Genomic DNA, 16024 nt, shown 5'->3' with positions numbered 1-16024 from the left:
GGCACCGTATTGTGCGTCATTCGAATATTATGGGCACTTGTCCGCTTGCGCAGGGCTGTCATAACCAGGTGAATGAGCCACTACCAGTATATTAGCAATTGTCGTGCCATATTTGTATAAAAAAACAAACCCCTGTTAAATAAGGTATTTTCATTACACCCTGGCAGAATGATTTAAAAATTGAGTGTTCGCTATGAAAAACCGTCTCCGCATAGAGACAAAAAAAGGGTCTTCAAAAAAAAAACCATAAAATTCATAACACTGAATGTCGCCTAAAGGAGACAAGTCCCGAAGGTGATGTCGGGAATATGCGACAACAGGCAGGCCCATAAAAAAAGGCTGGAATAAATCCAGCCTTTTCAACAGATTGACTTAGCCCAGCTGTTTTCTGGCATTACGGAATATGCGCATCCACGGGCTATCTTCGCCCCACTCTGCCGGGTGCCAGGAGTTGCTGACGGTACGGAAGACGCGTTCCGGGTGCGGCATCATAATGGTGACCCGACCACTTTCATTGGTAACCGCCGTGATGCCGTTCGCTGAACCGTTCGGGTTAGCCGGATACTGCTCTGTCACCCTGCCGTGATTATCGACAAAGCGCAGCGCCACCAGACCTTTGCTTTCCAGCTCTGCCAGGTGCGCCTTGTTACGCACCTCAACGAAGCCCTCACCATGAGCCACCGCAATCGGCATACGCGAACCAACCATGCCGTCCAGCAGCAGTGACGGGCTGGCCGCCACTTCCACCAGGCTGAAGCGCCCTTCAAAGCGCTCTGACTGGTTGCGCACGAAGCGTGGCCACGCCTCGCTGCCTGGGATCAGCTCACGCAGATTTGACATCATCTGGCAGCCGTTACACACGCCAAGCGCCAGAGTCTGTGGACGGTGGAAGAAGGTTTCGAACTCGTCACGCACGCGAGAGTTGAACAGAATCGACTTCGCCCAGCCTTCGCCTGCACCCAGCACGTCACCGTAGGAGAAGCCGCCACAGGCGACCAGCGCCTCAACATCGTCCAGTCCACGGCGGCCCGCCAGCAGGTCGCTCATATGCACGTCAACCGCCTCAAAACCGGCACGGTGGAAGGCAGCCGCCATCTCAACGTGGGAGTTAACCCCCTGCTCACGCAGCACCGCCACTTTCGGCCGTGCGCCCGTGGCAATAAATGGCGCGGCGACGTCTTCCTGCGGCTTAAAGGTCAGGGCAACGTTGAGCCCCGGATCGCGGTCATCTTTCTTCGCCTCGTGTTCCTGATCGGCACAGGTCGGGTTATCGCGCAGACGCTGCATTTGCCAGGTGGTTTCTGCCCACCAGGTGCGCAGAGTGGTACGGCTTTCGCTGTAAATCGTTGAGTTACCGCTGGAAAGGGTGAAGCGATCGCCGCTGACCGCCCTGCCCAGGAGATGCACGCAGTCGCCGAGGCCGTGGGCCACCAGCACCTCTCTGACTTCCGCCACGTCGGCGGCGGCGACCTGGATCACCGCGCCCAGCTCCTCATTGAACAGAGCGGCCAGGTTGTCGCTACCCAGCGCGGCGATATCGGCCTCGATACCGCAGTGGCCGGTAAAGGCCATCTCGGCCAGCGTCACCAGCAGCCCGCCGTCTGAACGGTCATGATAGGCCAGCAGTTTGCCGTCGGCGACCAGCGCCTGAATGGCATGATAGAAACCAGCCAGCTGCTGCGCATCCCGCACGTCGGCAGGCTTATCGCCCAGCTGGCGATAAACCTGTGACAGCGCGGTGGCACCCAGCGCGTTAACGCCGTGGCCAAGGTCAATCAGCAGCAGGGCGTTATCGCTGGTCTGCAGCTGTGGGGTCACGGTTTTGCGCACGTCTTCCACGCGGGCAAATGCGGTGATCACCAGCGACAGCGGAGAGGTCATTTCGCGCTGTTCGCCGTCCTGCTGCCAGCGGGTTTTCATCGACATGGAATCTTTACCCACCGGGATGGTGATGCCCAGTGCCGGACACAGTTCTTCACCCACCGCTTTGACCGCTTCATACAGGCCAGCATCTTCGCCAGGGTGCCCGGCTGCCGCCATCCAGTTTGCCGACAGCTTGATGCGCGTCAGTGGGCCGATCTGCGTGGCGGCAATATTGGTAATGGCCTCGCCTACCGCCAGACGTCCAGAGGCGGCAAAGTCGAGCAGCGCCACCGGGGTGCGCTCGCCCAGCGACATCGCTTCGCCGTAATAACTGTCGAGACTGGCGGTGGTCACCGCACAGTTCGCCACGGGGATCTGCCACGGGCCGACCATCTGGTCGCGGGCAACCATGCCGCCAACCGAACGGTCTCCAATACTGATAAGGAAGGTTTTCTCCGCTACGGCGGGCAGATGCAGCACGCGGTGCACCGCATCGGCCAGCGAAATGCCATCACGCACCAGCGCCTCGCCTTTCGCCTGCCGGGTGGTGACATCGCGGGTCATCTTCGGCGTTTTGCCTAGCAGCACGTCCAGCGGCATATCAATCGGCGTATTGTCGAAATGGCTGTCTGCCAGCGACAGGTGCATCTCTTCCGTTGCCTCGCCGATCACCGCATAAGGTGCGCGCTCACGCTGGCACAGCGCGTCGAACAACGCCAGGCTTGTCGGGGCAACGGCCAGCACGTAACGCTCCTGGGATTCGTTACACCATACTTCCAGCGGGCTCATGCCCGGTTCGTCATTGAGAATATCGCGCAGATTAAAGCGTCCGCCGCGCTCACCGTCGCTCACCAGTTCCGGCATGGCGTTAGACAGGCCGCCTGCGCCAACATCGTGAATAAACAGGATCGGGTTCTCTTCCCCCAGCTGCCAGCAGCGGTCAATCACTTCCTGACAGCGGCGCTCCATTTCCGGGTTATCACGCTGTACGGAGGCAAAGTCGAGGTCTGCGTCAGACTGGCCGGAGGCCATTGACGACGCCGCACCGCCGCCGAGGCCGATATTCATCGCCGGGCCACCCAGCACGATAAGCTTGGCTCCCACGCTAATTTCGCCTTTCTGAACGTGATCGGCACGAATATTACCGATACCGCCCGCCAGCATAATCGGCTTGTGGTAGCCGCGCAGCTCGCTGCCGTTGTGGCTGTTCACGCGCTCCTCATAGGTGCGGAAGTAGCCGGTCAACGCCGGGCGGCCAAATTCGTTGTTAAAGGCCGCCCCGCCCAACGGGCCGTCGGTCATGATATCCAGCGCGGTGACGATGCGATCCGGCTTGCCGAAATCCTCTTCCCAGGGCTGTTCAAAGCCGGGAATACGCAGATTGGATACCGAGAAACCGACCAGACCCGCTTTCGGTTTCGCACCGCGTCCGGTAGCGCCTTCGTCACGAATTTCACCGCCGGAGCCGGTTGCGGCTCCCGGCCACGGGGAGATGGCGGTCGGGTGGTTGTGCGTTTCCACCTTCATCAGAATGTGCGCATCTTCCTGATGGAAGTCATATCGCCCCTGCGGATCGGCGTAAAAGCGCCCCACCTTTGAGCCTTCCATCACCGCGGCATTGTCTTTATAGGCTGACAGCACATGGTCCGGGGTTTTCTCAAAGGTGTTCTTAATCATCTTGAACAGCGATTTAGGCTGCTGCTCACCGTCAATCACCCAGTCGGCATTGAAAATTTTGTGACGGCAGTGCTCGGAGTTAGCCTGGGCAAACATATACAGTTCGATATCGTTCGGGTTGCGGCCCAGTTTTTCAAACGCCGCCAGCAGGTAGTCAATCTCGTCTTCCGCCAGGGCCAGGCCCAGTTTGATATTGGCCTGAACCAGCGCGTTGCGGCCTTCGCCCAGCACATCGACGCTTTGCAGCGGAGCGGGCTGATGGTGCGCAAACAGCGCTTCGGCCTGCTGGAAATCGCTGAACACGGTTTCCATCATGCGGTCATGCAGCAGCGCCGTGAGCTGCTCCCACTGTGACTGCGTTAGCTGCGGGGCCTTAATGTAGAAGGCCATACCGCGTTCCAGGCGGATCACCTGCGGCAGCGAGCAGTTATGAGCGATATCCGTCGCTTTCGAAGACCACGGCGAAAGCGTACCGGGACGCGGAGTCACCAGCAGCAGACGGCCTTCCGGGGTATGCTCAGTGAGAGAGGGGCCATATTTCAGCAGGCGCTGCAGGCGTGACTTTTCATCCGCGCTGAGAGGCGCGCTGACATCGGCAAAATGGACGTACTCGGCGTAAATGTCACTCACCGGCAGGTGAGCGTCCTGAAAGCGGGTCAGCAGTTTGTTAATACGAAATGCCGACAGAGCGGGCGAACCACGCAGAATTTCCATCATTAAAGATCTCTCGTCTCGAGCGCCGGGCGACGCTACATTGGGCGCAACAGGGAAAACCGGCGCTATTATAGAGAATCCCCACCCGTTACGAAACCGTTTGCGCTGAATTTAGTGGCGACCAATGCTGCCTAAAAAACACACTAAAGTTGTTGAATTCTGTTGCACCGATGCCCGTAGTTAAGCAAAATGCTCCACGCTCAGGGCCGATTACAGACCATAAATACTGCCTTATAAGACAGACGCCTGAGAAAAATCGAGAGATAACTATTTGAAACGCCTTAGGTTTAATTATCTGCTGATCGGACTAATCACCGTGCTGCTTGCGCTGGCACTGTGGCCATCGATCCCGTGGTATGGCGGCTCAACCGATCGCATCGCGCAGATTAAATCGCGTGGAGAGCTGCGTATCAGCACCATAAATTCCCCGCTGACTTACTACACCGTCAATCAATCTCCGGCCGGTATGGACTACGAGCTGGCAAAACGCTTCGCCGATTATTTAGGGGTCAGGCTGGTGGTCACCGTACGTCCGAACCTGGCCGACCTGTTTGACGATTTGGCCGATGATAAGGCCGATATCCTGGCTGCCGGTTTAATCTACAACAGGGAGCGACTCAAGCGTTTCCGCGCCGGCCCGTCCTATTATTCGGTTTCACAGCAGCTGGTGTACCGCATCGGCACATCTCGTCCGAAAAATCTCGGCGATCTTAAAGGCCGCCTGACGGTGGCTTCAGGCTCAGCCTATCTGTCGTCGCTGCGAGAGATTAAAGATCGTCAGTACCCGGATCTTGACTGGGCGGTCTCAACCGATCGGACCCCGGACGGGTTATTACAGGCCGTAGCGGATGGAAAGATCGACTACACCATCGCAGATTCGGTGTCGATCGGGTTGATGCAGCGTATCCACCCGCAGCTGACGGTAGCGTTTGATATTACTGAAGAAGAAGCCGTCACCTGGTACACTCAGCAGGAGGCGAATGACAGCCTTAACGCCGCGATGCTCGATTTCTTCAGCAAGATGTCAGAAGAAGGTGTCATTGCCCGCCTTGATGAAAAATATCTTGGCCACGTCGGCACCTTTGATTATGTCGATACCCGCACTTTCTTACGTTCTATCGACGAAACGCTGCCGGATATCCGTAGGCTGTTTGAGAAATACGCCAAGAAGATTGACTGGCGACTGCTGGCGGCGATCTCGTATCAGGAGTCGCACTGGGATCCGCTGGCCACCTCCCCCACCGGGGTTCGCGGCATGATGATGCTCACGCGCAGTACGGCCGACAGCCTGAACGTCAGCGATCGTACCGATGCGGAGCAGAGCATTCGTGGCGGCAGTGAATATATGACGCACATGATGGAAAAAGTCCCATCGGGCGTGCCTGAAGATGAGCGAATATGGTTCGCGCTGGCGGCCTACAACATGGGCTACGCCCATATGCTTGACGCGCGTAAGCTGACGGAAAAACAGAAGGGCGATCCGAACAGCTGGGCGGATGTCAAAGTAAGGTTGCCGATGCTTAGCCAGAAACGCTACTACAGCCAGACGACCTACGGCTATGCCCGTGGCCATGAGGCATACGCCTACGTGGAGAATATCCGCAAATACCAGCTCAGCCTGGTCGGTTATCTGCAGGATCGCGAGAGGAAGCTGGCGCAAAAAATGGCTGCCGAGGCCGAGCTTCGCCAGGCCTATCCGGCAGTAGAACCTGATGCAGCCTTAAATCCCGTCAGTGCTTTGCCGCTGCCGTAGCGCTTTTTTCTCAGCCCGGCGCTGGCGAAAAAATTCGCTCAGCATTGCGGCGCATTCATCGGCCAGCACGCCACAGTCCACCCGCACGCGGTGGTTCATTCCAGGGTGCCCCAGCACATCAAGCAATGAACCGGCCGCACCGGTTTTCGCATCGCGCGCGCCATATACCAACCGCCCTACACGGCCGTGTACCATCGCACCGGCACACATGACGCAAGGCTCAAGGGTGACATAGAGCGTGGTGTCCATCAGACGGTAATTTTCAATCACTTTTCCCCCCTGACGCAGGGCCATCATTTCAGCATGCGCCGTCGGGTCATGATGGCCAATAGGGCGATTCCATCCCTCGCCAATAACCTGACCATCCAGCACCAGCACCGCACCCACCGGCACCTCACCCTCATTCCAGGCTCGGCGAGCCAGCTGAAGCGCGTGGCGCATCCAGTATTCATCATTACGATCGGTCACCCGAGTCTCCAGCAAAAAAAACGCGACATTATATACCGAAATAATGCCGCATGCAGGCAAGCAGTCAATCTTACGAGCTGTCTCAAACTACTGATATCGCCCAGGGATAGGGCATTCTGTTCCCGGCCGGCGCGAAGGATGGCCGGACAGGTTGACGCAGTCGGGATAAAACGGACGCCCGCTTATTCCAGCTGCTGAAGTTCTCCCGCCGGGGTGACACGAAAACGATGCTGGCAGAAAAATAGCAGCGGATTATCCTGCTTGCTGTCACTGTAACCACTGTAGAGCTGTAGCGGCGTACCGATCTGCTCTTCCAGCTGCGCCACCTTTTCATGGCCCAGGCAGCGCATCGTCAGTACTCTGCCACCGTAGGCGCGCGCCATTTGACTGGCTATCAGTTTAACCCGTGGCAGAAAAGCTGAGTCGAAATAGACGCGTTCCACCAGCGGCTGGGGGGAGCCGGTGATCAACCAGACGTCGGCATCTTCACTGCATAAGTAGTCATTAAGGCGCTGCTGCACCACCGGGAAAGCCGTGACGCGTTGACGAAACCAGCGGGCAAACTGCTCTTCGCGTTGCAACAGGCGAGACTCGCTGCGCCCGAAAGTGATTGACCACAGCAGCAGGCTCATCGGCCAGCGCGCCGCGCGACCCGTTATCAGCAGGCCCAGACCAATCAAGGGCAGTAATGGGACCACCAGCAGCAGATTAAGCGGCTGACGCCACAGCAGCCAGCGCATAAAAGTGCCAAACATATCCTGCTGGTGCAGGGTGCCATCAAGGTCAAAAAAGACCACGCGTCTTTCACGAGCGGTTGTCAAACCATACTCCTCAGGGCCATCAACCCATAAACCAGGCGCACGACGTATGGTGCCCGTCGCCGCCGGTAAAGTATCTTATTCATCAGGGCGGCAACCTTAGCATAGCTAATGACGGCTGTGCTAATCCCCCAACGCGTTGTTATTTATGTGCCTGAGGCTGCTGGCTATGGCCCTGGAGTGCCGCACGTAAAAAGCCGCCGTGCATGGCCAGACGTTGACCAGCCTGTTCGGCGGTCAGATCGGTCAGAATCATCAGGATGGCCGTCTTCACCTCATACTGTGCCTGCTGCAAGGCCGACTCCGCCTGTGCCACCTCGCAGCCGGTGGCTTCACAGACCATACGCCGCGCGCGATCGACCAGTTTGACGTTCGACGCCCGCATATCGACCATCAGGTTCTGATAGACCTTGCCAATTTTTATCATGGCTCCGGTTGAAATCATATTCAGCACCAGCTTTTGCGCAGTACCCGATTTCAAACGGGTTGAACCGGTTAGCGCCTCCGGGCCGACCAGCGGCGAGATGGCTATTTCGGCTTCGAGAGCCAGCGGGGAATGCGGATTGCAGGATATCGCGGCGGTACGGCAGCCCAGCTGGCGGGCATAGCGCAGCGCGCCGATCGCGTAGGGGGTGCGCCCGGACGCGGCCAGCCCGATAACCATATCGTTAGCGCTTAAATTCTGTGCCTGCAGGTCACTGATGCCAAGCCCTTCGTCATCTTCAGCGCCTTCGACCGACGTCACCAGCGCAGCCGGCCCTCCGGCAATCAGCCCGATCACCACGCCGTGCGGTATCCCAAAGGTTGGCGGGCACTCTGAGGCGTCCAGCACCCCCAGCCGACCGCTGGTGCCGGCACCAATATAAATCAGTCGCCCGCCCGCCAAGAGCGTGGCGGCGGCAGAATCAACAGCCTCGGCCACCTGCGGTAGGGTGCGGCTGACCGCCCCGGCGACGGTCGTATCCTGCTGATTTAATTTAGTAACCATGTCAAGCGTCGACAGGTTATCCAGGTCAAGCGTATCGGGATTACGCGTTTCTGATATCAGTGAGCCAAGATCCATCATTTCTTTATCTGCCTGTTTTCTCTGTCCAGCGATGACTCACTCTTTATACGCCGGTTTTAATATCAACCGTCAGGCATTTTAACGTGTTTAATCATGGAAAGCGTAGAATGCCGCGTTAGACTGAGTATTCAGTGAGTTATCTTTAGCGATAATTCATTATAACGAACCTGAGTACCTGAGAGGAAAAGAGATGAGTTCACTGCTGCGCATTCGTCAGCTTTATCCCAGCCTGGCGATGAATGAACGCCGCCTCGCTGACTATCTGCTGTCGCAACCGGAGCATGCGCGCCAACTGAGTTCACAGAAGCTGGCTGATGAGTCGGGCGTTAGCCAGTCAAGCGTGGTGAAATTCGCCCAGAAGCTTGGCTATAAGGGATTTCCCGCGTTGAAGCTGGCGCTGAGTGAATCGCTGGCAGAAAAAGAGGCCGTTACCGTACACAACCCTATTTTGAGTGACGATGCGCTAAAAGTGGTCGGCGAAAAGCTGTTTGCCGAAAAAACGTCAGCCCTCCGCGCCACGCTGGATATCAACAGTGAAGAGATGCTGCTCGAAACGCTGCGCCTGTTAAGACAGGCCCGGCGTATTGTGCTGATCGGCGTTGGCGCTTCCGGTCTGGTGGCAAAGGACTTTTCCTGGAAGCTGATGAAAATCGGCATCAGCGCCGTGGCCGAACAGGATATGCACGCGCTGCTGGCCAGCGTGCAGGCGTTAAACACAGGCGATGTGCTGCTGGCCATCTCCTATACCGGAGAGCGACGTGAGATTAATCTGGCGGCACAGGAAGCCCGACGCATCGGAGCTACGGTACTGGCCTTTACCGGCTTCACCCCGAATACCCTGCAACAGTCGGCCAACTATTGCCTGTATACCGTCGCGGAAGAGCAAACCACACGCAGCGCCGCCATCTCCTCCACCACCGCCCAGCTGGCGCTGACCGACCTGCTGTTTATGGCCCTGATCCAGCACGATCAGGAACGCGCCTCCAGCCATCTCCGCCACAGCGAAGCCTTAATGAAAAAACTGGTTTGATCGATGAGTGCGCGCTGCGGCTCATAGAAAGCATTGATTCAAACCTGATGGGGGATATCGGGTGAGAGTAAAAGATTGCTATCTAAACAACGAAAAATGTTGTTAACGGTAAAGCTCCCGCAGAAGGATATTTCCTTACCCATCTTGATAAAGTATTGAAAAACAGGCTGGACTTTATCTGGAGATTTGCATGTCCTGTCCCATCGCCATTGATAAAGGTGATTCATCTTTCTGGGTTAGCGTCCCTGATTTCGCGACTGCTTTTCAGATGGCGATGATTATCGGGATGCGCTTGAGAGCTTACCTGAAGCTGTCGAGGCGCATATCGCATTGCGTGTTGAAGGCGGCGAAGCAGTACGGATCCCACCTGCGTGGAAAGCAGGGTAGCCAGCCCCGATTATGCGGACGCAGTCTGGGCGCTGGTTGATGTGGATATCACCCGGCTGATGGGAAAACCTGAGAAAATCAATGTCACGCTTCCCTCTTTGTTAATCTACCGAATCGATCAATTTGTAGTCGCGCACCCAGAGTACGGCAGCCGCTCAGGATGTCTTGCATTCGAGACGACAAATAGGATTATTGTCAGAGCCAAACGGAAAAATATCGGACGATTTACTCTGGTATTGGCCTTAATCAGTCTTTAATGACCGCTCAATATCTGACACGGTATAATGGCTTTATCTCAGGGTCAGAAACCTTAAATACCTTGTATTCAGTCGTAAAATTGTCATAGATTAAATAACGAACAGGATGACAGGGATAGGCATAGGGATACGGTTGAAGAACTCAATGGGACATACTTTTATAAAGGGATCTCTAATCTTTCGGCGGGAGAGCTGTTTTTCTGGATTTTTCTCGACGCGGTAAATGAACAGTTTGGCACCACAGATATCGTGGCAGCGGCCTGCATCATTCCTGGACAACCTACCCGTCCAACAAGAGGGAAATTCGCTGGGGCAACTAAAGGCACCTCTGTGGCCTCTGAGACTGCTCGTCGTTATCTCAACATTGAACTACCATTTCGCCTCCCCACTTTCACCAATGCAAGTCTTAAAACTTTAAAATCCAAATTTGTAACTAATCTCGGTGCTCTTGTCGGGCTTACTGTTCCCGTTTTGGGATGGCTCATCATTGCCTCTGACGTGACCTCAATCTCATTGAAAGCAACCATAAATTATAACCGCATAGCCAGAGGAAACGCTAAGATATGGTGACAGATGAAGAAGTTTTGACTTTCTTTCGTAGAGAGTTACCCGTAGTCACGTCTTTACGCCTAAAATCCATTCCGCTCAATCCAGACGTTATCTTGCAAGAATATGCTGAAGTTGAGGATGTGGCACTTGCGATAGATAAATATGCGAATAAATTTAATATCGACATCTCATCCCTAAATATCGAAAGCTATTATCCATGGGTGATCCCGTGGTTCTTCCGCCAATGGTTTATCAAAAAACCCGTAAAGCAACTCAAAAAGCCGTTAACAGTCAGAATGTTTTCAGAATCAGCTAAAACGGGTCGATGGTTGTATGACTAAGATCCCTGATACTTGGGAATTTCGCAGACGGTTTAATCAAAGGCTTTCTCGCAGAAAAGAGAGACTCACCACCATACGCAAATCGCCTTCAGGGAGGTTATTGTCGTGGTGCGCTAATGCTCCATTTGCATTTAGCGATGGAAAATAATAGTGCCAAGCGTATTTATAACTCGCATTGCGGGGCCAGCTTTATCACGGTGGCGAAGCGTTTTCTGGTGGCAGTCTGAACTCAGAAGATGATGCCGACGATAAGAGCAGGGGCACTAACGATAAATGATCCATCTGGAAATTAGCGCCCTTGCGGAATTTTAAGCGAACTACGCGACATCTTTCTCGGCTTCTTTACGCTTTTCTCTTACCATCTCTGGCAAGGTGAAGGCGTAAAGAAGAAATGTTTCGGTAAACGCTAATACCGCCTTAGCACTTTGAGGATCAAATTCATCTTCAGAATGAGTTTGTTCATTTCCATCGAGACGAACGATGTCAGCCCATTCATACATTTCTTTTGTGATCACACCTTTTTCTTTCAATTTCTCAATACGCTTTTGCAGTTTCCAGGCCGATATATCTTCAGCAACAGCCATCTGCTTTGTCGCAAGATCCATAACTTTACGACACAGGCCCCCGCAAGTTTCATAATTTCCACGCTCAAAATTTTCTTTAGCTTCAACGAAAAATTTAGCCACTCTTTCTGGCGTAGCGTCAGGAGCTTCATGAATTATTGCAGTTGGATACGTTCTTAATACCCGTCCCCACTCGTTGGAGTAGTGCTTACGACAATCAAGCAGCACATCTCTTTGCGTTTTCTTAGCGTAGTTGAAAAATCCAGCACGGTGGTTCAAGATCTCATGCTGGGGGTCAACCTCGGCGATTAACGCACCTGAGCAGCTTCGACATATCGCCATCAACGCGAATGTCCCCTTCAAAGATTGAGGCGTTTCTCCTTCAACCTCAAGCACGGCATTCTCTCTGAGACAATGCGGACAAGGAATATTTATCAATGAGATCATTGCCATATAAATCTACTCCATTTAGATGAAAATCATGGGTATTTCAATAAAACCAAGAGGCCGGAAACTTAATACTATGAGCCTGATGAATCGGCTTCAGTGGATAAAATCAATTTTTCTTGCAACAACAGGTAAGCTGCAATAAACACGCTTTTTGGGCTTTTCAGGCCACTGTGTTACTCTGCGCCGCTTAGGATCCCTTATCCTGTGCCAGGTTTCGACACAGGCCTACACAGGAGGTTTTTTTTGTGGCTTTACTCATTACAAAACGCTGTATCAACTGCGATATGTGCGAGCCGGAATGCCCCAACGAGGCGATCTCAATGGGAGATGAGTACTACCATATCGATAGCGGGCGCTGCACCGAGTGCATCGGTCATTATGATGCGCCGACCTGCCAGAAAGTTTGCCCTATCGACAACACCATTATCACCGATCCCGAGCGCACCGAAAGCCCCGACAGGCTATGGGAAAAGTTTGTGCAGCTGCATCCCGCGGGTTAACTCTCGATAATGACCGTGGCACAGGCGTAGTGACGTTCGTCGGCCAGCGTGACGTGCACATGCGCCACGCCCAGCTTCTGCGCCATCTCCTGCGCATGTTCTAAGAAACGCAGCCCCGGCTTGCCCAGCTCATCGTTGTATACTTCAAACTGATTGAACGCCAGGCCGCCACGAATGCCGGTGCCAAACGCCTTAGACGCCGCTTCTTTGACGGCAAAACGCTTGGCAAGAAAACGCACCGGCTGCTGATGAGACTGGTACTGCCGCCATTCGTTATCACTCAACACGCGTCGCGCCAGGCGGTCACCCGTGCGGGAAATCACTGCGGCGATGCGATCGATCTCCACAATGTCGCTACCGAGACCAAGAATAGCCATCAGCCGCGTGCTGCTCGTAGCAGCTGCTTCATCTCTTGTACCGCAGCGGCCAGCCCACTAAATACCGCGCGGCCAATAATGGCATGGCCAATATTCAGCTCAACCATCTCCGGCAGGGCAGCAATCGGCAGCACGTTATGGTAGGTGAGTCCGTGGCCGGCGTTGACCTTCAGCCCCTTGCCCGCGGCATACGTTGCCGCTGCGGCAATGCGCGCCAGCTCCGTATCCCGCGCTAAGCCCTCTGGCGCTTCAGCATAGGCACCGGTATGAATTTCAATATAAGGCGCGCCCGCAGCGACGGCGGCATCGATCTGACCACGATCGGCATCAATAAACAGCGAGACCAGAACGCCTGCGTCGTTAAGTCGCTTAACCGCAGCGGTCACTTTATCCAGCTGACCTGCCACATCGAGACCGCCTTCGGTGGTCACTTCCTCACGCTTCTCCGGCACCAGACAGCAGAAGTGCGGCTGGATCTCGCAGGCAATGTCGACCATCTCGTCCGTCACCGCCATTTCCAGATTCATACGCGTTTGGATGGTCTGGCGCAGAATGCGCACGTCACGGTCATTGATGTGGCGGCGATCTTCACGCAGATGGACGGTGATGCCGTCGGCACCGGCCTGTTCAGAAACAAATGCCGCCTGAACCGGATCGGGATAGTTAGTGCCACGGGCATTACGGACGGTGGCAACGTGATCGATATTGACGCCTAACAACAGCTCTGCCATGAGATCCTCACATGTTCACAAAAGGTTTTTTCGAGTGTACAACGTTCGCGGCGCTTAAAGGTACGATCGGTGGCTATTCTTCGTCTGCTGGCGCGGCATTTGCCGGTTTTCTCGGCAGAAACTGACGAAAAAGCTCACTGCTCTTCAGGGGCTTACCACCGAGCCAGGGTTTCAGGGCAATACGGGTGAAACGTTTGGCTGCGCGCAGCGTATCGGCATCGGGAAACTCGCGTGTCGATAACGCACGCAGCTGGCGACCGGTGAAACTGCGGTGTCCTGTCACCAGGCTGGCAATAAAGCCTTTCTCTTCACGGTAGCTGTAGGTCATGCCGTCGGCGATCTCTTCACCGCTGCCGGCGCAGTGCAGAAAATCAACGCCATAGCCGAGGTGGCCCAGCATCGACAGCTCAAAACGCCTGAGCGCCGGTTCGGGCGAAGGGGGATCGGCTGCCAGCGTCTGGATACAGTTCAGGTAGTCGAAGAACAGTTCGCTGAAGGCGGTTTCGTGCTGCAGCACGCGGGAAAGGAGTTCGTTAACGTAAAGGCCACAGTAGAGCGTGGTGCCGCTTAGCGGCAGAGCCAGTGAGACCGGCTCCGCAGATCGCAGGGTTTTCACTTCACCGCGGCCGCTCCAGCGCACCAGCAGCGGAGTGAAAGGCTGCAACGCGCCTTTCAGGCTGGAGCGTTTGGCGCGCGCGCCTTTAGCCAGCACCCGCACACGGCCGTGCTGCTCGGAAAAGAGATCAAGCAGCAGGCTGGTTTCGCTCCAGGGACGTCCGTGCAGGACAAATGCGCGTTGCCAGCCTTCCATCAGGATCAGAGGTCGTCGGTATAGCCCAGGCTACGTAAGGCGCGTTCATCATCCGCCCAGCCGGACTTCACTTTTACCCACAGTTCGAGGTGGACTTTCGCCTCGAACATCTCTTCCATATCTCTGCGCGCTTCAATACCGATGGTTTTGATTTTCGCGCCTTTGTTGCCGATCACCATCTTTTTCTGGCCCTCGCGCTCCACGAGGATCAGGCCGTTGATGGTCAAACCGCCGCGTTCATTGGTCAGAAACTGCTCAATTTCCACCGTAACGGAATAAGGCAGCTCCGCTCCGAGGAAACGCATCAGCTTCTCGCGGATGATTTCAGACGCCATAAAGCGCTGCGAACGATCGGTGATGTATTCTTCCGGGAAGTGATGTTCCGCTTCCGGCAGGCGCTTGCGCACGATGTTGGCAATGGTATCAACGTTGTTGCCTTTTTCGGCAGAGATTGGCACCACGTCCATAAAGTTCATCTGCTGCCCGAGGAACTGTAGATGCGGCAGCAGGATACTTTTGTCAGTGATGTTATCAACCTTGTTGATCGCCAGCAGCACCGGCACCTTGCCATCTTTCAGCTTGTTCAGCACCATTTCGTCGTCGGGCGTCCAGCGCGTGCCTTCCACGACGAAGATCACCATTTCAACGTCGCCAATCGAGCTGCTTGCCGCACGGTTCATCAGGCGGTTGATCGCCCTTTTCTCTTCCATATGCAGGCCAGGTGTATCAACATAAATGGCCTGATATTGCCCTTCGGTATGGATGCCCATAATACGGTGGCGCGTAGTTTGTGGCTTACGCGAGGTGATGGAAACCTTCTGTCCCAATAGCTGGTTCAGCAAGGTGGATTTTCCAACGTTCGGACGGCCTACAATAGCAATAAAGCCGCAATGGGTGGTTTGTTCGCTCATTCAATTCCCAGCTTAATCAGCGCCTGCTCGGCCGCTGCCTGCTCAGCTTTACGACGGCTGGAGCCGGTTCCCACAACCGGTTCCGCCATGCCGCTTACCTGGCAGTGAATAGTAAATTCCTGATCGTGCGCTTCGCCTCTGACCTGTACCACCAGATAAGATGGCAGCGGCAGATGGCGACCCTGCAGAAACTCCTGCAGACGCGTTTTTGGATCCTTTTGTTTATCGCCTGGACTGATCTGATCAAGACGGCTGGCGTACCAGCTGAGGATCAGTTGTTCCACCGCCTGGATGTCGCTGTCGAGGAATACCCCGCCAATCAACGCCTCTACGGTGTCAGCCAGAATCGATTCACGACGGTAGCCGCCGCTTTTCAGTTCACCCGGCCCCAGGCGTAAACACTCGCCCAGGTCAAATTCTCGTGCCATTTCAGCCAGCGTATTACCGCGAACCAGCGTGGCGCGCATACGGCTCATATCGCCTTCATCCACGCGCGGGAAGCGTTGATAAAGCGCGTTAGCGATCACGTAACTTAGAATAGAATCACCGAGAAATTCCAGTCTTTCATTGTGCTTACTGCTGGCGCTGCGGTGAGTGAGCGCCTGCTGTAATAATTCCTGATGAGTAAAAGTGTAGCCCAGCTTACGCTGCAGCTTGTTAATTACGATGGGATTCATGCGTTACCAATTTCTGAATGCGTCAATTATTCTGCACAGGGAACAGGGCTGAGCCAGTACACCAACACGATCTGTTTCGTG

At 55.0% G+C, this 16024-nt stretch carries 15 protein-coding genes and 1 pseudogene; 6 read left to right on the top strand and 10 right to left on the bottom strand.

Annotated features, from left to right (window positions below; genetic code table 11):
• Positions 1–372: 372 nt before the first annotated feature.
• The gene (gene purL, locus ETA_RS06090) at positions 373–4257 is read right to left on the bottom strand and encodes a phosphoribosylformylglycinamidine synthase (protein WP_012440754.1); all 3885 of its coding nucleotides are present in this window, start codon (positions 4255–4257) and stop codon (positions 373–375) included.
• Positions 4258–4525: 268 nt separating this feature from the next.
• Here purL and mltF point away from each other — a divergent pair, with 268 nt between their 5' ends.
• Entirely contained in the window at positions 4526–6007 is a 1482-nt protein-coding gene (gene mltF / locus ETA_RS06085) for a membrane-bound lytic murein transglycosylase MltF (RefSeq protein WP_012440753.1), read from the top strand.
• Here mltF and tadA read toward each other — a convergent pair.
• The 3 genes from tadA to murQ all read right to left on the bottom strand — a co-directional run bounded on the left by tadA (position 5975) and on the right by murQ (position 8356).
• A complete protein-coding gene (tadA, locus tag ETA_RS06080) occupies positions 5975–6475 on the bottom strand; it encodes a tRNA adenosine(34) deaminase TadA (protein ID WP_042958714.1) in 501 nt (166 codons plus the stop codon). The two genes, mltF and tadA, sit on opposite strands and share 33 nt — an antisense overlap.
• Before the next feature lie 182 nt (positions 6476–6657).
• Complete coding sequence (yfhb, locus tag ETA_RS06075) at positions 6658–7296, bottom strand: phosphatidylglycerophosphatase C (protein ID WP_012440751.1); 639 nt, start codon at positions 7294–7296, stop codon at positions 6658–6660.
• Positions 7297–7435: 139 nt separating this feature from the next.
• On the bottom strand, positions 7436–8356 hold the full coding sequence (gene murQ, locus ETA_RS06070; protein WP_012440750.1) for an N-acetylmuramic acid 6-phosphate etherase: 921 nt from the start codon (positions 8354–8356) through the stop codon (positions 7436–7438).
• A gap of 193 nt (positions 8357–8549) precedes the next feature.
• On the opposite strand from murQ, the gene ETA_RS06065 reads away from it, so the two are divergent.
• The 4 genes and pseudogenes from ETA_RS06065 (at position 8550) to ETA_RS06055 (ending at position 10923) form a co-directional block, all read left to right on the top strand.
• Positions 8550–9389 (top strand): MurR/RpiR family transcriptional regulator, encoded by an 840-nt coding sequence (locus tag ETA_RS06065; protein WP_012440749.1) that lies wholly within the window; start codon positions 8550–8552, stop codon positions 9387–9389.
• Between the two features lie 371 nt (positions 9390–9760).
• Positions 9761–10033 carry a type II toxin-antitoxin system HicB family antitoxin gene (locus ETA_RS20350; RefSeq protein WP_012440748.1) on the top strand — a complete coding sequence of 91 codons (273 nt, stop codon included), beginning with the start codon at positions 9761–9763 and terminating at the stop codon, positions 10031–10033.
• A 126-nt stretch (positions 10034–10159) separates the two neighbouring features.
• Positions 10160–10603 (top strand): annotated as a pseudogene (locus ETA_RS20345) (STM2901 family protein); the annotation flags it as partial.
• Positions 10597–10923 (top strand): DUF1493 family protein, encoded by a 327-nt coding sequence (locus ETA_RS06055; RefSeq protein WP_012440746.1) that lies wholly within the window; start codon positions 10597–10599, stop codon positions 10921–10923. The pseudogene ETA_RS20345 and the gene ETA_RS06055, both read left to right, overlap by 7 nt.
• A gap of 317 nt (positions 10924–11240) precedes the next feature.
• Here the strand turns inward: ETA_RS06055 and ETA_RS19685 are convergent, their stop codons facing one another.
• Complete coding sequence (locus ETA_RS19685) at positions 11241–11939, bottom strand: DUF4145 domain-containing protein (RefSeq protein WP_012440745.1); 699 nt, start codon at positions 11937–11939, stop codon at positions 11241–11243.
• A gap of 242 nt (positions 11940–12181) precedes the next feature.
• Between ETA_RS19685 and ETA_RS06045 the strand changes: the two genes are divergently transcribed.
• Complete coding sequence (locus tag ETA_RS06045; RefSeq protein ID WP_012440744.1) at positions 12182–12436, top strand: YfhL family 4Fe-4S dicluster ferredoxin; 255 nt, start codon at positions 12182–12184, stop codon at positions 12434–12436.
• Here the strand turns inward: ETA_RS06045 and acpS are convergent.
• From acpS to rnc, 5 genes are all read right to left on the bottom strand, one after another.
• A complete protein-coding gene (gene acpS, locus ETA_RS06040; protein WP_012440743.1) occupies positions 12433–12813 on the bottom strand; it encodes a holo-ACP synthase in 381 nt (126 codons plus the stop codon). The genes ETA_RS06045 and acpS overlap by 4 nt on opposite strands.
• On the bottom strand, positions 12813–13544 hold the full coding sequence (gene pdxJ / locus ETA_RS06035; protein ID WP_012440742.1) for a pyridoxine 5'-phosphate synthase: 732 nt from the start codon (positions 13542–13544) through the stop codon (positions 12813–12815). Before pdxJ ends, acpS begins: the two co-directional genes overlap by 1 nt.
• Positions 13545–13617: 73 nt before the next feature.
• Positions 13618–14355 (bottom strand): DNA repair protein RecO, encoded by a 738-nt coding sequence (recO, locus tag ETA_RS06030; RefSeq protein WP_012440741.1) that lies wholly within the window; start codon positions 14353–14355, stop codon positions 13618–13620.
• A gap of 5 nt (positions 14356–14360) precedes the next feature.
• Positions 14361–15266 (bottom strand): GTPase Era, encoded by a 906-nt coding sequence (gene era, locus ETA_RS06025; protein ID WP_012440740.1) that lies wholly within the window; start codon positions 15264–15266, stop codon positions 14361–14363.
• A complete protein-coding gene (rnc, locus tag ETA_RS06020) occupies positions 15263–15943 on the bottom strand; it encodes a ribonuclease III (RefSeq protein WP_012440739.1) in 681 nt (226 codons plus the stop codon). The genes era and rnc overlap by 4 nt, the downstream gene beginning before the upstream one ends.
• Between the last annotated feature and the right edge of the window lie 81 nt (positions 15944–16024).

This window comes from Erwinia tasmaniensis Et1/99 (assembly GCF_000026185.1).
GTDB lineage: Bacteria > Pseudomonadota > Gammaproteobacteria > Enterobacterales > Enterobacteriaceae > Erwinia > Erwinia tasmaniensis.
The sequence above is the reverse complement of the archived record's forward strand: the minus strand, read 5'-3'. Positions and strand labels throughout refer to the sequence as shown.

Bases quoted from the DNA above. Each gene is read 5' to 3' on its own strand.
- acpS (WP_012440743.1), bottom strand. From the start codon at position 12,813: ATGGCTATTCTTGGTCTCGGTAGCGACATTGTGGAGATCGATCGCATC.
- murQ (WP_012440750.1), bottom strand. From the start codon at position 8,356: ATGGATCTTGGCTCACTGATATCAGAAACGCGTAATCCCGATACGCTT.
- purL (WP_012440754.1), bottom strand. From the start codon at position 4,257: ATGATGGAAATTCTGCGTGGTTCGCCCGCTCTGTCGGCATTTCGTATT.
- rnc (WP_012440739.1), bottom strand. From the start codon at position 15,943: ATGAATCCCATCGTAATTAACAAGCTGCAGCGTAAGCTGGGCTACACT.
- ETA_RS06055 (WP_012440746.1), top strand. From the start codon at position 10,597: ATGGTGACAGATGAAGAAGTTTTGACTTTCTTTCGTAGAGAGTTACCC.
- era (WP_012440740.1), bottom strand. From the start codon at position 15,266: ATGAGCGAACAAACCACCCATTGCGGCTTTATTGCTATTGTAGGCCGT.
- ETA_RS19685 (WP_012440745.1), bottom strand. From the start codon at position 11,939: ATGGCAATGATCTCATTGATAAATATTCCTTGTCCGCATTGTCTCAGA.
- pdxJ (WP_012440742.1), bottom strand. From the start codon at position 13,544: ATGGCAGAGCTGTTGTTAGGCGTCAATATCGATCACGTTGCCACCGTC.
- ETA_RS06065 (WP_012440749.1), top strand. From the start codon at position 8,550: ATGAGTTCACTGCTGCGCATTCGTCAGCTTTATCCCAGCCTGGCGATG.
- recO (WP_012440741.1), bottom strand. From the start codon at position 14,355: ATGGAAGGCTGGCAACGCGCATTTGTCCTGCACGGACGTCCCTGGAGC.